This window comes from Mycobacterium sp. ACS4054, assembly GCF_001667275.1.
Taxonomy (GTDB): Bacteria; Actinomycetota; Actinomycetes; order Mycobacteriales; family Mycobacteriaceae; genus Mycobacterium.
The window spans coordinates 440,538-453,697 of sequence record NZ_LZHV01000041.1 but is presented as its reverse complement, the minus strand read 5'-3'; the positions used below and the strand labels follow the sequence as shown (position 1 = coordinate 453,697).

Here is a 13,160-nt window from a genome sequence, read left to right as displayed (position 1 = left end):
ATCTCTGATTTGAATTCACCTCGTTCTGCGAGGAGATTTTGTTTGGAGAGTTTGATCCTGGCTCAGGACGAACGCTGGCGGCGTGCTTAACACATGCAAGTCGAACGGAAAGGCCCCTTCGGGGGTACTCGAGTGGCGAACGGGTGAGTAACACGTGGGCAATCTGCCCTGCACTTCGGGATAAGCCTGGGAAACTGGGTCTAATACCGGATAGGACCACTTGGCGCATGCCTTGTGGTGGAAAGCTTTTGCGGTGTGGGATGGGCCCGCGGCCTATCAGCTTGTTGGTGGGGTGATGGCCTACCAAGGCGACGACGGGTAGCCGGCCTGAGAGGGTGTCCGGCCACACTGGGACTGAGATACGGCCCAGACTCCTACGGGAGGCAGCAGTGGGGAATATTGCACAATGGGCGCAAGCCTGATGCAGCGACGCCGCGTGGGGGATGACGGCCTTCGGGTTGTAAACCTCTTTCACCATCGACGAAGGTCCGGGTTTTCTCGGATTGACGGTAGGTGGAGAAGAAGCACCGGCCAACTACGTGCCAGCAGCCGCGGTAATACGTAGGGTGCGAGCGTTGTCCGGAATTACTGGGCGTAAAGAGCTCGTAGGTGGTTTGTCGCGTTGTTCGTGAAATCTCACGGCTTAACTGTGAGCGTGCGGGCGATACGGGCAGACTAGAGTACTGCAGGGGAGACTGGAATTCCTGGTGTAGCGGTGGAATGCGCAGATATCAGGAGGAACACCGGTGGCGAAGGCGGGTCTCTGGGCAGTAACTGACGCTGAGGAGCGAAAGCGTGGGGAGCGAACAGGATTAGATACCCTGGTAGTCCACGCCGTAAACGGTGGGTACTAGGTGTGGGTTTCCTTCCTTGGGATCCGTGCCGTAGCTAACGCATTAAGTACCCCGCCTGGGGAGTACGGCCGCAAGGCTAAAACTCAAAGGAATTGACGGGGGCCCGCACAAGCGGCGGAGCATGTGGATTAATTCGATGCAACGCGAAGAACCTTACCTGGGTTTGACATGCACAGGACGCGTCTAGAGATAGGCGTTCCCTTGTGGCCTGTGTGCAGGTGGTGCATGGCTGTCGTCAGCTCGTGTCGTGAGATGTTGGGTTAAGTCCCGCAACGAGCGCAACCCTTGTCTCATGTTGCCAGCGGGTAATGCCGGGGACTCGTGAGAGACTGCCGGGGTCAACTCGGAGGAAGGTGGGGATGACGTCAAGTCATCATGCCCCTTATGTCCAGGGCTTCACACATGCTACAATGGCCGGTACAAAGGGCTGCGATGCCGCAAGGTTAAGCGAATCCTTTTAAAGCCGGTCTCAGTTCGGATCGGGGTCTGCAACTCGACCCCGTGAAGTCGGAGTCGCTAGTAATCGCAGATCAGCAACGCTGCGGTGAATACGTTCCCGGGCCTTGTACACACCGCCCGTCACGTCATGAAAGTCGGTAACACCCGAAGCCAGTGGCCTAACCCTTGGGAGGGAGCTGTCGAAGGTGGGATCGGCGATTGGGACGAAGTCGTAACAAGGTAGCCGTACCGGAAGGTGCGGCTGGATCACCTCCTTTCTAAGGAGCACCACGAAAAGCACCCCAATTGGTGGGGTGCGAGCCGTGAGGGGTTCTCACCTGTAGTGGGCGAGAGCCGGGTGCACAACAGCAAATGATTGCCAGACACACTATTGGGCCCTGAGACAACACTCGGCCAGTCCGTGTGGTGTCCCTCCATCTTGGTGGTGGGGTGTGGTGTTTGAGTATTGGATAGTGGTTGCGAGCATCTAGACGGATGCGTTGCCGGCAACGGTGGTGCGTTCGTCGAAATGTGTAATTTCTTTTGAAAACTCTTGTGTGTAAGTAAGTGTCTAAGGGCGCATGGTGGATGCCTTGGCATCGAGAGCCGATGAAGGACGTGGGAGGCTGCGATATGCCTCGGGGAGCTGTCAACCGAGCATTGATCCGAGGATTTCCGAATGGGGAAACCCAGCACGAGTGATGTCGTGTTACCCGTATCTGAATATATAGGGTGCGGGAGGTAACGCGGGGAAGTGAAACATCTCAGTACCCGTAGGAGAAGAAAACAATTGTGATTCCGTCAGTAGTGGCGAGCGAACGCGGAACAGGCTAAACCGCATGCATGGATAACCGGGTAGGGGTTGTGTGTGCGGGGTTGTGGGATTGATACATCTCAGCTCTACCTGGCTGAGGGGTAGTCAGAAAGTGTCGTGGTTAGCGGAAGTGGCCTGGGACGGTCCGCCGCAGACGGTGAAAGCCCGGTACGCGAAAACCCGGCACCTACCTTGTATCAACACCCGAGTAGCAGCGGGCCCGTGGAATCTGCTGTGAATCTGCCGGGACCACCCGGTAAGCCTAAATACTTCTCGATGACCGATAGCGGATTAGTACCGTGAGGGAATGGTGAAAAGTACCCCGGGAGGGGAGTGAAAGAGTACCTGAAACCGTGTGCCTACAATCCGTCAGAGCCTCCTTGTGGGGTGATGGCGTGCCTTTTGAAGAATGAGCCTGCGAGTCAGGGACACGTCGCGAGGTTAACCCGTGCGGGGTAGCCGCAGCGAAAGCGAGTCTGAATAGGGCGCATCCCCTTTGGGGTGTAGTGGCGTGTTCTGGACCCGAAGCGGAGTGATCTACCCATGGCCAGGGTGAAGCGCGGGTAAGACCGCGTGGAGGCCCGAACCCACTTAGGTTGAAGACTGAGGGGATGAGCTGTGGGTAGGGGTGAAAGGCCAATCAAACTCCGTGATAGCTGGTTCTCCCCGAAATGCATTTAGGTGCAGCGTTACGTGTTTCACCACGGAGGTAGAGCTACTGGATGGCCGATGGGCCCTACTAGGTTACTGACGTCAGCCAAACTCCGAATGCCGTGGTGTATAGCGTGGCAGTGAGACGGCGGGGGATAAGCTCCGTACGTCGAGAGGGAAACAGCCCAGATCGCCGGCTAAGGCCCCTAAGCGTGTGCTAAGTGGAAAAGGATGTGCAGTCGCAGAGACAACCAGGAGGTTGGCTTAGAAGCAGCCACCCTTGAAAGAGTGCGTAATAGCTCACTGGTCAAGTGATTGTGCGCCGATAATGTAGCGGGGCTCAAGCACACCGCCGAAGCCGCGGCAACCGCAAGGTTGGGTAGGGGAGCGTCCCCCATGCAGCGAAGCTACCGGGTAACCGGTGGTGGAGTTTGGGGGAGTGAGAATGCAGGCATGAGTAGCGATAAGGCAAGTGAGAACCTTGCCCGCCGTAAGACCAAGGGTTCCTGGGCCAGGCCAGTCCGCCCAGGGTGAGTCGGGACCTAAGGCGAGGCCGACAGGCGTAGTCGATGGACAACGGGTTGATATTCCCGTACCCGTGTGTGGGCGTCCCTGACGAATCAGCGGTACTAACCACCCAAAACCGGATCGACCATTCCCCTTCGGGGGCATGGAGTTTCGGGGCTGCGTGGGACCTTCGCTGGTAGTAGTCAAGCAATGGGGTGACGCAGGAAGGTAGCCGTACCAGTCAGTGGTAATACTGGGGCAAGCCTGTAGGGAGAGCGATAGGCAAATCCGTCGCTCATTAATCCTGAGAGGTGATGCATAGCCGATTGAGGTGAATTCGGTGATCCTCTGCTGCCAAGAAAAGCCTCTAGCGAGCACACACACGGCCCGTACCCCAAACCAACACAGGTGGTCAGGTAGAGCATACCAAGGCGTACGAGATAACTATGGTTAAGGAACTCGGCAAAATGCCCCCGTAACTTCGGGAGAAGGGGGGCCGGAATACCGTGAACACCCTTGCGGTGGGAGCGGGATTCGGCCGCAGAAACCAGTGGGTAGCGACTGTTTACTAAAAACACAGGTCCGTGCGAAGTCGCAAGACGATGTATACGGACTGACGCCTGCCCGGTGCTGGAAGGTTAAGAGGACCCGTTAACCGTAAGGTGAAGCGGAGAATTTAAGCCCCAGTAAACGGCGGTGGTAACTATAACCATCCTAAGGTAGCGAAATTCCTTGTCGGGTAAGTTCCGACCTGCACGAATGGCGTAACGACTTCCCAACTGTCTCAACCATAGACTCGGCGAAATTGCACTACGAGTAAAGATGCTCGTTACGCGCGGCAGGACGAAAAGACCCCGGGACCTTCACTACAACTTGGTATTGGTGTTCGGTACGGTTTGTGTAGGATAGGTGGGAGACTTTGAAGCAGTTACGCCAGTAATTGTGGAGTCGTTGTTGAAATACCACTCTGATCGTATTGGACACCTAACGTCGAACCCTTATCGGGTTCACGGACAGTGCCTGGCGGGTAGTTTAACTGGGGCGGTTGCCTCCTAAAATGTAACGGAGGCGCCCAAAGGTTCCCTCAACCTGGACGGCAATCAGGTGTTGAGTGTAAGTGCACAAGGGAGCTTGACTGCGAGACTTACAAGTCAAGCAGGGACGAAAGTCGGGACTAGTGATCCGGCACCCCCGAGTGGAAGGGGTGTCGCTCAACGGATAAAAGGTACCCCGGGGATAACAGGCTGATCTTCCCCAAGAGTCCATATCGACGGGATGGTTTGGCACCTCGATGTCGGCTCGTCGCATCCTGGGGCTGGAGCAGGTCCCAAGGGTTGGGCTGTTCGCCCATTAAAGCGGCACGCGAGCTGGGTTTAGAACGTCGTGAGACAGTTCGGTCTCTATCCGCCGCGCGCGTCAGAAACTTGAGGAAACCTGTCCCTAGTACGAGAGGACCGGGACGGACGAACCTCTGGTATACCAGTTGTCCCACCAGGGGCACGGCTGGATAGCCACGTTCGGACAGGATAACCGCTGAAAGCATCTAAGCGGGAAACCTTCTCCAAGATCAGGTTTCTCACCCTTTTAGAGGGATAAGGCCCCCCGCAGACCACGGGATCGATAGGCCAGACCTGGAAGCTCAGCAATGAGTGCAGGGAACTGGCACTAACCGGCCGAAAACTTACCAACACACAATCGCAACCACTTTCCAGTTCCGCCGACATTTGTCGCGGACGCTTGAATGCCACACCCCCCACCGAAACAAATTTAAATAGAGTTACGGCGGCCACAGCGACAGGGAAACGCCCGGTCCCATTCCGAACCCGGAAGCTAAGCCTGTCAGCGCCGATGATACTGCCCATACGGGTGGAAAAGTAGGACACCGCCGAACATACACAAAAACACCCCCGGCAACGGGGGTGTTTTTGCATTCCCTGACGCCGGCGCATTCCTAGTCGAATAGCGTCAATGCGACGGAGGTGCGCTTCTTTTCCAATGCGAGCAGCTTTTGTTTGCGGTCGAGGCCCCCGCCATAACCGGTCAGGCTTCCGTTGGCCCCGATGACGCGGTGGCAGGGCACGACGATCGCGATGGGGTTGTGGCCGTTGGCCAATCCGACGGCGCGTGCCGAACCGGGCGCGCCGATCTGGGCCGCGATTTTTCCGTAGGACCGCGTCTCGCCGTACGGAATGGTCAGCAGGGCCGCCCACACGCGCCGCTGAAAGTCGGAGCCGCGCAGCTCGAACTCGAAATCGAATTCGGTAAGCTCGCCCGCGAAATAGGCGTCGAGTTGCTCGGCGGCCTCGCAGAATGCCGCGGGGTTGGGTGTCCAGCCGGACCGGCTCGGCTCGTACGTCTGGTCGACCATCCGAAGCATGGTCAACACCGAATCCTGGCCGGCCAGGGTCAGCGGTCCGATGGGGCTGTCAATCGTGCGGTACTCGATCATGCGACCTCCTGTGGTGGCCATTGGTTAACCGGGTGCTCGAGGGTGGTCCATAGGTATTGGGTGGCATAGGAGCGCCAGGGCCGCCACCCTCCGCTGCGCTCGACAAGCGAGCGTTCGTCGGAGGGCAGGCCCAGGTGTCCGGCGGCCAGGCGCACCCCTAAATCGCTGGCGGGGAACGCATCCGGGTCGCCGAGGCCGCGCATCGCTATCACCTCGGCGGTCCAGGGGCCTATCCCGGGAACCGCCAGCAGTTGCCTGCGCGCGGCCTCCCAGTCGCATCCGCTGTCCAGGACGATACTGCCGTCGGCGAGGCCGGCGATCAGCGCGCTGAGAGTCCGCTGCCGGGACTTGGGCACCGCCAAGTGGACGGGATCGATCTGGGCGAGCTGCGCCACCGACGGGAAGGTATGGGTCAACCCGCCACCGGGGTCGGCGACCGGCTGCCCGTAGGCCGCCACCAGGCGACCGGCGTGGGTGCTGGCCGCCTTGGTCGACACCTGTTGGCCCAGGACGGCGCGCACGGCGAGCTCGGCCTCGTCCACGGTGCGCGGAATGCGTTGTCCGGGCGCCTTTCTCACAGCCGGGTGCAGATGCGGGTCGGCGACCAGCGCGTCGTCCACCGCTTCGGGATCGGCATCGAGGTCCAGCAGCCGACGACAGCGCGCGATCACCGTCGTCAGGTCACGGAAGTCGTCGAGGACGAGCAGGCAGCGGACGTGATCGACGGCCGGTGTCAGGCTGACGACGGCGGTGCCGAACGGAAGGCGCAGGCTGCGCCGGTACGCGCCCTCGCGGACCTCTTCACACCCGGGCACGGTACCGGCGCCCAGATGGCCGAACACGCCCTCGTACGCGAACGGCGTGCGCACGGGCAACCGGAGGAAGACCGTCCCCGCGGCCGAGGAACTCGAGGATCCGGACCGGGCCGCCGCCCGCCGGCGCAGCTCCGTCGGGGTGTTCTCGAAGACCAGGCGCACGGTGTCGTTGAACTGCCGGATGCTGGAAAACCCTGCGGCGAAGGCGATGTCCCCGAACGGCAGGTCCGTGGTCTCGATGAGCAGGCGGGCCGTCTGCGCCCGTTGGGCGCGGGCCAGCGCGAGGGGACCGGCCCCGACCTCGGCCTGCAGCAGCCGCTCCAATTGGCGGGTGGTGTAGCCGAGGTGCGCCGACAGCCCGCCGACGCCTTCCCGGTCGACGGTGCCGTCGGCGATCAGGCGCATCGTGCGGGCGACGACGTCACCGCGCACGTTCCATTCCGGCGACCCGGGCGAGGCGTCGGGACGGCACCGCTTGCACGCCCGGAATCCCGCGCGCTGAGCGGCGGCGGCCGTCGGGTAGAACCGCACGTTGCGCGCGAACGGCGGCCGCACCGGGCAGCTGGGCCGGCAGTAGATGCGGGTGGTCAGCACCGCCGTGACGAACCAGCCGTCAAACCGAGCGTCCTTGGACTGGACGGCGCGGTAGCAGCGTTCGAAGTCGTCGTGCACGCTTTCCAGACTTACACCCACCGGGTGACAAAACTGGCGGAAAAGCGACATCGCAGTGAGACGTCGCCTCAGGGTCCGTCCTGCCGCACGGCCGCGGCGGCCGCAATGAAATCGCGGCCCGCACGGGACAGCGGGCGGCCCGAGTCCCAGATCATGCCCACATCGCGGTACGCGTCGGCGTCGGCCAGCGGCACCACGCTCAACCCCGGTGCGTAGTCGCTGCCGTCGATGGGCATCAGGCTGACGCCCAGTCCGGCGGCCACCAGGCCGGCCGTCGTTGTGAGGTTCGCCGCCTCCAGCACGATCCGGGGCTGAAAGTGTGCCGCGGCGCAAAGCTCGTCGAGCAGCCGTCGCATGCCGAAGCCGGGCTGCATGGCCACGACGGGCTCGTCGGCCAGTTCGCTCATGGACACCGCGGCGCTGCCCTCGAATCGGTGAGCGCGCGGCACTGCGACACCGAGCCGCTGTCGAAACAGGCTGCGCCAGGCCAGAGTTGGCCGGCGCGGCCGCGGTGAAACCACCCCGACATCGACACCTCCGGCCAGCACCAGGTCGCCGATCGATTCGGCGGCGCCCTCCTCGAGCGCGAAGGCCACGCGCGGTGAGGATTCCTTGAACCGCGCGATCAAGCGCGGTACCACCGTCGCCCCGAACGAGCCGAGGAAGCCCACCCGGATCTCGCTGACGGCCGGGTTCGCCAGATCGTCAATCGCCCGCCTGGCCGAGTCGAGTTCCAGCTGTGCCCGCCGGGCGTGCTCGTAGAAGATCCGGCCATAGGTGTTGAGCGACAGGCGCTTACCCCGCCGATCGAACAGTGCCACGCCCAGTCGCCGCTCCAGGCGCGCGAGCATTCGGGTCAGTGTCGGCTGGGCCACGCGAAGCTGTTCGGCGGCCGCCGTGACGTGTTCCAGCTCCGCGAGTGTGACGAACCACTCGTAGTCGTCGCCTGTCACGCGCACCACCTCGGCTTATGCCCAAAAAGCATATTAAACCAACGAATAATTCATTTCCGTGGATTACCGGCGGAGCGCAGGATGAACGGCATGTCCCGGTGCCTGTCGACCCCCGTCGCGCACCGCGCCGGCAGTCGTGGCTACCGGCGACTGACCGCGGCGCTCTGTGGCGCCGGGGTCGCCAGCTTCGCCGCGATGTACTGCACCCAGGCACTGCTACCGGCCCTGTCGGCGTCCTACCGGATCGGCCCGGCCACCGCGGCGCTCACGGTCTCGCTCACCACGGGGATGCTGGCCGTCTGCATCATTCCCGCCAGCGTCCTTTCCGAGCGCTACGGCCGCATCACGGTGATGCTGACCTCGGGGGTGGCGTCCAGCGTGATCGGGCTGTTGTTGCCGTTCAGCCCGAACCTCGGCGTCTTGCTCGTCGGCCGGGCGGTGCAGGGCGTCGCGCTCGCGGGGATACCGGCGGTCGCGATGGCGTTCCTGGCCGAGGAGGTGCACGCCTCGTCGCTCGGGTCGGCGATGGGACGCTACATCGCCGGCACGACGGTCGGCGGGCTGGCCGGGCGACTGGTTCCGTCGTTGGTCATCGAGATCAGCGATTGGCGGGTGGCGCTGCTGGTGTGCTCCCTGACGACGCTGGTCGGCACAGTGGTTTTCGCCGCCCTGGTGCCGCGATCTCAGTTCTTCAACCCGAGGGAGGCGAGCGTGCGGGCCGGCGTGCGCAACCTTGCCGCGCATCTGCGAAACCCGTTGCTGCTGAAGCTCTTCGCCGTGGGGTTCGTGCTGATGGGTGGGTTCGTGACCGTGTACAACTACCTCGGCTACCGGCTGACCGCCCGGCCATTCGGCCTGGCGCCGTCGGAAATCGGCCTGCTGTTCCTGCTGTACCTGGTCGGCACCTGGACATCGGTGGTGGCCGGGCGGCTCGCCGACAGTAGGGGACGCCCACTCGTGCTGGGCGTTGCCATGCCGGTTGCGGTGACCGGCCTGTTGCTCACCGTGCCGCACGCCCTGGTCGCCGTCATCGTGGGCGTCGGCGCCTTCACCGGTGGCTTCTTCGCCGCGCACACCGTGGCCAGCGGATGGGTGGGCGCGGTCGCGCAGCGCGACCGCGCGGAGGCGGCGGCGCTGTATCTGTTCAGCTACTACCTGGGCGGATCAGTGGCCGGCGCGTTCGGCGGCCTGGTGTACGGCGTCGGCGGCTGGCCGGCGACCGTCGGTTTCGTCGGGGCGCTGCTGGTGGCCGGCGCAGGACTGGTGGCGTTGTTGGTGCGGGAGAGCGGCCCCCGCACCAACAACCACGTCGTTGCGGCCTCTGTCACCGTGGAGTGATCCCGGCCGGTGCCCGTAGGCGATTACGGGCTGGGAGGGGTGCCCACGCAGACGCCGCCGGCGCAGGCGCCCGCGCCGCCGGGTCCGGCGGAAGCCCCGGCACCCGGCACGCCCGCGCTCGCCCCACCGGGCCCGGCGCCGGCGCCGGAACCACCCGGTCCGGCGGTCGTGGCGCCACCGGGTCCGGTTTCCGGACCGCCGCCGCCCGGTGCGGCAGGACTGGTTGCCGCCGGGGCCGTCGTCGTGACGCTGGCCGGGGTGGTGACGGAGGTGGTGACGGTCGAGGTCGAAGTCGTCGGGTTCTTGTTGTCTTTGCCCGAGCCGCAGCCCGCGGTCAGCGAACTCAAGGCAATCACCGCGGCAATTCCCGCGGCGACAGAAACACGGCGGGCGGTTCCGCTACCGGTCATGTCAACACCAATCTGTAAGGGGCGATGTCTTCAATTCCCTTACCCACTCGGCTCGAAAATCAATCAACCCGACCGGTCGGTGGGTGAGGCCAGTTGAGTGGGGCGCTCGTGCCCGCGAAGGGTCACCGTCTCGCCCAAAGACCAACGCGCGCGTTCGTTCTCGCTCGCGCCCTGCAGCGCGTCGGCGGTCGCGAGCAGCCGGCCGGGGTGCGACTTGGCGAGCTCGCACAGGCGGGCCGCCTCGTTGACCGGCCCGCCGATCACGGTGTATTCGAAGCGTTCCCTGGCGCCGACGTTGCCGGCGACGACCTGCCCAGCCGCGACGCCGATACCGGCCTCGCACTCCGACATTTCGTTGTCCAGCCGCTCGGCCATGGCTCGCGCGGCGGCCAGCGCCTCGTCTTCCGGACGCTCAAGATGATTGGGGGCCCCGAAGATGGCCAGCGTCGCGTCGCCCTCGAACTTGTTGACCAGCCCGCAGTGTCGGTCGACCTCTTCGACGACTATCCCGAAGAATCGGTTGAGCAATTGAACGGTCTCGGCGGGGGGTCGGCTGGTTACCAGCTGCGTGGACCCGACGATGTCGATGAATAGGACTGCCACATGGCGTTCTTCGCCGCCCAGCTTCGGCCGCTCGCGCTCCGCGGCCAGGGCGACCTCGCGTCCGACGTGCCGGCCGAACAGGTCACGGACGCGTTCCCGCTCACGCAGCCCGTCGACCATGGCGTTGAAACCCCGTTGCAGCTCACCGAGTTCGGTGCCGTCGAAAACGACGAGATCACCCCGCAGGTCGCCGCGCTCGACGCGCCTCAGCGCGGCGCGGACCACGCGCACGGGAGTTGCGGTGAGCCAGGCCAGAATCCACATCAAGAGGCAACCGAAGATCACCGTGGCCATCGAGACGATCAACACGCCGACCGCGAACTCGGTCTCGGTCAGGTTCCGCAGCAGGGCCTGGAAGCCCGCGAGAAAAGCGATGCCGAGCACGGGCAGTCCCGAACCGAGAAACCAGACCACCATCGTCCGGCCCATGATCCCGGCCGAGAAACGCCGTGGAGGTGGCCCCGCCTCCAGGGCCTGCGCCGCGACGGGACGCAGGGCGAACTCGGCGATCAGATAGCTGGCGGTGGCCACCAGGACGCCGCAGATGCTCACCGCCACCAGGAATCGCGGGATGAACAGCGTGTTGATCAGGCCGTAGAGCGTCGTGTAAACCACCGCCCCGACACCCCACAGGATGAGGTCGAAGCGGGCGATCCGCCACGGGGCCAGGAAGGTGTTGCGCTCGTCATCCGCGTTCGGCGAGCGCTCCTCGATCGCCCAGCGCAACGAGATCACGGTCCGGCGGGTGATCCAATACGTGCCCACCGCCAGGGCCAACGCGATGTAGGCCGGTGAGACCCCGAACGTGATCCAGGCCGGTGCGTCGTGGAAGATGCTCGGCTGCGGAACGGCGACGATCACCAACAGCAGCGCGACCACGATGCCGATCAGGTTGGCGCCCAGAACCAGCACGGTGAGGATGACCTGGATGCGGATGCGGCGACGGCGCTGACTCTCGGAGACCCGGCCCAGCAGCAGGGAGCCGTACGCCGGGGTCTCCGGTAGCCGGCCGCTCTGACGGGTGACCGTCTCGAGCACCCGCCCGATGCGTCTCGCCAAGCTCTGGGTGGCCGACATGGTGGCGTCAGCCTAATTTGTCGGCCACGCTCTAAGGTGAGTCGGGTGCGTCTAGTGATCGCCCAATGCACCGTGGACTACGTCGGCCGGCTCACCGCGCATCTTCCGTCCGCCCGGCGGCTGCTGCTGTTCAAGGCCGACGGATCGGTCAGCGTGCACGCCGACGACCGGGCCTACAAGCCGCTGAATTGGATGAGCCCGCCCTGCTGGCTGACCGAGGAGCCCGGCGACGACGCGCCCGTGTGGGTGGTGCAGAACAAGGCCGGCGAGCAGCTGCGCATCACCGTCGAGGACGTCGAGCACGACTCCAGCCACGACCTCGGGGTGGACCCCGGACTGGTCAAGGACGGGGTCGAGGCTCACCTGCAGGCGTTGCTCGCCGAGCACGTGCAGCTGCTCGGCGAGGGGTACACGCTGGTTCGTCGCGAGTACATGACCGCCATCGGGCCCGTCGACCTGCTCTGCCGCGACGAGCGAGGCGGCTCGGTCGCGGTGGAGATCAAGCGGCGCGGCGAGATCGACGGCGTCGAGCAGCTGACCCGTTACCTCGAGCTGCTCAACCGGGACAGCGTGCTCGCGCCGGTGAAGGGGGTGTTCGCCGCCCAGCAGATCAAGCCGCAGGCGCGCACCCTGGCCACCGACCGCGGGATCCGTTGCATCACACTGGATTACGACAAGATGCGGGGGATGGACAGCGACGAATACCGGCTGTTCTGAGCCCGGCGGCTAGGCTGGCGGCATGGCACGGCGCCGCACACCGCCCCGCCGGCACCGGCCGTCGTCGCCGCCCCCGGAGTTGCGCCGGGTGGAGATCGGGCCCGACGGCCACGAATACGAGGTCCGCCCCGTCGCGGCGGCCCGCGCGGTCAAGACCTACCGCTGTCCCGGATGTGATCACGAAATACGCTCGGGCACCGCACATCTGGTGGTGTGGCCGACCGATCCAACCATCGGGGGACCCGACGATCGGCGCCATTGGCACGCCCCGTGCTGGAGCCACCGCGCCACGCGGGGCCCGACCAGGAAGTGGTCGTGATCAGGCGGCCGGTTCGACCAGCTCGATGAGCACGCCGCCGGCGTCCTTGGGGTGGATGAAGTTGATCCGCGAGTTTGCCGTGCCACGACGCGGCGTCTCGTAGACGAGCCGGATGCCCTGCGAACGCAGGTGCTCGACCAGGCTGTCGAGGTCGGTCACCCGGACCGCCATCTGCTGGATGCCCGGCCCCCGCTTGTCGAGGAACTTGGCGATGGTCGAGGAGTCGTCGATCGGGGCCATCAGCTGGATCTGCGCGGTACCCGCCGCGGCGCCGCGCACGGCCAGCATGGCCTCGCGGATTCCCTGGTCGGAGTTCACTTCCTCGTGCACCAGGATCATGCCGAGGTGGTCGTGGTACCACGCGATTGCGGTGTCCAGGTCGGCGACTGCGATGCCGACGTGATCGATCGCCGTCACCAGCTCGGTGGCCAGGACCTGACGGGCGTCAACTTGATCGGTCGTCATCACATAAAGGTAACCTGGCGGCAAAGATTGCGCTTCTCCGGGAGGCCGAATCGGCCGTCCGCGGACCCTTGGGAGGTT

General features: G+C 64.3%; 9 protein-coding genes and 3 rRNA genes. 6 read left to right on the top strand and 6 right to left on the bottom strand.

The genetic code is table 11. The features are described from left to right. Window positions 1-39 precede the first annotated feature (39 nt). From A5730_RS10960 to rrf, 3 genes are all read left to right on the top strand, one after another. A 16S ribosomal RNA gene (locus tag A5730_RS10960) occupies window positions 40-1,570 on the top strand. Window positions 1,571-1,853: 283 nt separating this feature from the next. Next, window positions 1,854-4,953 (top strand): 23S ribosomal RNA (locus A5730_RS10955). An 89-nt stretch (window positions 4,954-5,042) separates the two neighbouring features. After that, window positions 5,043-5,155, top strand: a 5S ribosomal RNA gene (gene rrf / locus A5730_RS10950). Together the 16S, 23S and 5S rRNA genes form the textbook arrangement of a ribosomal RNA operon. Window positions 5,156-5,215: 60 nt before the next feature. Here the strand turns inward: rrf and A5730_RS10945 are convergent. From A5730_RS10945 to A5730_RS10935, 3 genes are all read right to left on the bottom strand, one after another. Next, on the bottom strand, window positions 5,216-5,713 hold the full coding sequence (locus tag A5730_RS10945; protein ID WP_067899409.1) for a methylated-DNA--[protein]-cysteine S-methyltransferase: 498 nt from the start codon (window positions 5,711-5,713) through the stop codon (window positions 5,216-5,218). Next, entirely contained in the window at window positions 5,710-7,200 is a 1,491-nt protein-coding gene (locus A5730_RS10940) for a DNA-3-methyladenine glycosylase 2 family protein (protein WP_067899404.1), read from the bottom strand. The genes A5730_RS10945 and A5730_RS10940 overlap by 4 nt, the downstream gene beginning before the upstream one ends. A gap of 68 nt (window positions 7,201-7,268) precedes the next feature. Next, entirely contained in the window at window positions 7,269-8,153 is an 885-nt protein-coding gene (locus A5730_RS10935; protein ID WP_067899689.1) for a LysR family transcriptional regulator, read from the bottom strand. Window positions 8,154-8,243: 90 nt separating this feature from the next. Here A5730_RS10935 and A5730_RS10930 point away from each other — a divergent pair, with 90 nt between their 5' ends. Beyond that, complete coding sequence (locus tag A5730_RS10930; RefSeq protein ID WP_067899687.1) at window positions 8,244-9,491, top strand: MFS transporter; 1,248 nt, start codon at window positions 8,244-8,246, stop codon at window positions 9,489-9,491. Window positions 9,492-9,514: 23 nt separating this feature from the next. On the opposite strand, the gene A5730_RS10925 is transcribed toward A5730_RS10930, so the two are convergent. Beyond that, window positions 9,515-9,838, bottom strand: a complete 324-nt coding sequence (locus tag A5730_RS10925; protein WP_156745758.1) for a hypothetical protein — start codon at window positions 9,836-9,838, stop codon at window positions 9,515-9,517. Window positions 9,839-9,964: 126 nt separating this feature from the next. Then, on the bottom strand, window positions 9,965-11,581 hold the full coding sequence (locus A5730_RS10920; RefSeq protein WP_067899401.1) for an adenylate/guanylate cyclase domain-containing protein: 1,617 nt from the start codon (window positions 11,579-11,581) through the stop codon (window positions 9,965-9,967). A gap of 45 nt (window positions 11,582-11,626) precedes the next feature. Between A5730_RS10920 and nucS the strand changes: the two genes are divergently transcribed. Together nucS and A5730_RS10910 are read left to right on the top strand one after the other, a co-directional pair. After that, window positions 11,627-12,298 carry an endonuclease NucS gene (gene nucS / locus A5730_RS10915; protein WP_055404485.1) on the top strand — a complete coding sequence of 224 codons (672 nt, stop codon included), beginning with the start codon at window positions 11,627-11,629 and terminating at the stop codon, window positions 12,296-12,298. 22 nt (window positions 12,299-12,320) lie between these two features. Beyond that, the gene (locus A5730_RS10910) at window positions 12,321-12,617 is read left to right on the top strand and encodes a hypothetical protein (protein ID WP_067899398.1); all 297 of its coding nucleotides are present in this window, start codon (window positions 12,321-12,323) and stop codon (window positions 12,615-12,617) included. On the opposite strand, the gene mce is transcribed toward A5730_RS10910, so the two are convergent. Beyond that, on the bottom strand, window positions 12,618-13,085 hold the full coding sequence (gene mce / locus A5730_RS10905; protein WP_082946792.1) for a methylmalonyl-CoA epimerase: 468 nt from the start codon (window positions 13,083-13,085) through the stop codon (window positions 12,618-12,620). It abuts the gene before it with no gap. Window positions 13,086-13,160 lie beyond the last annotated feature (75 nt).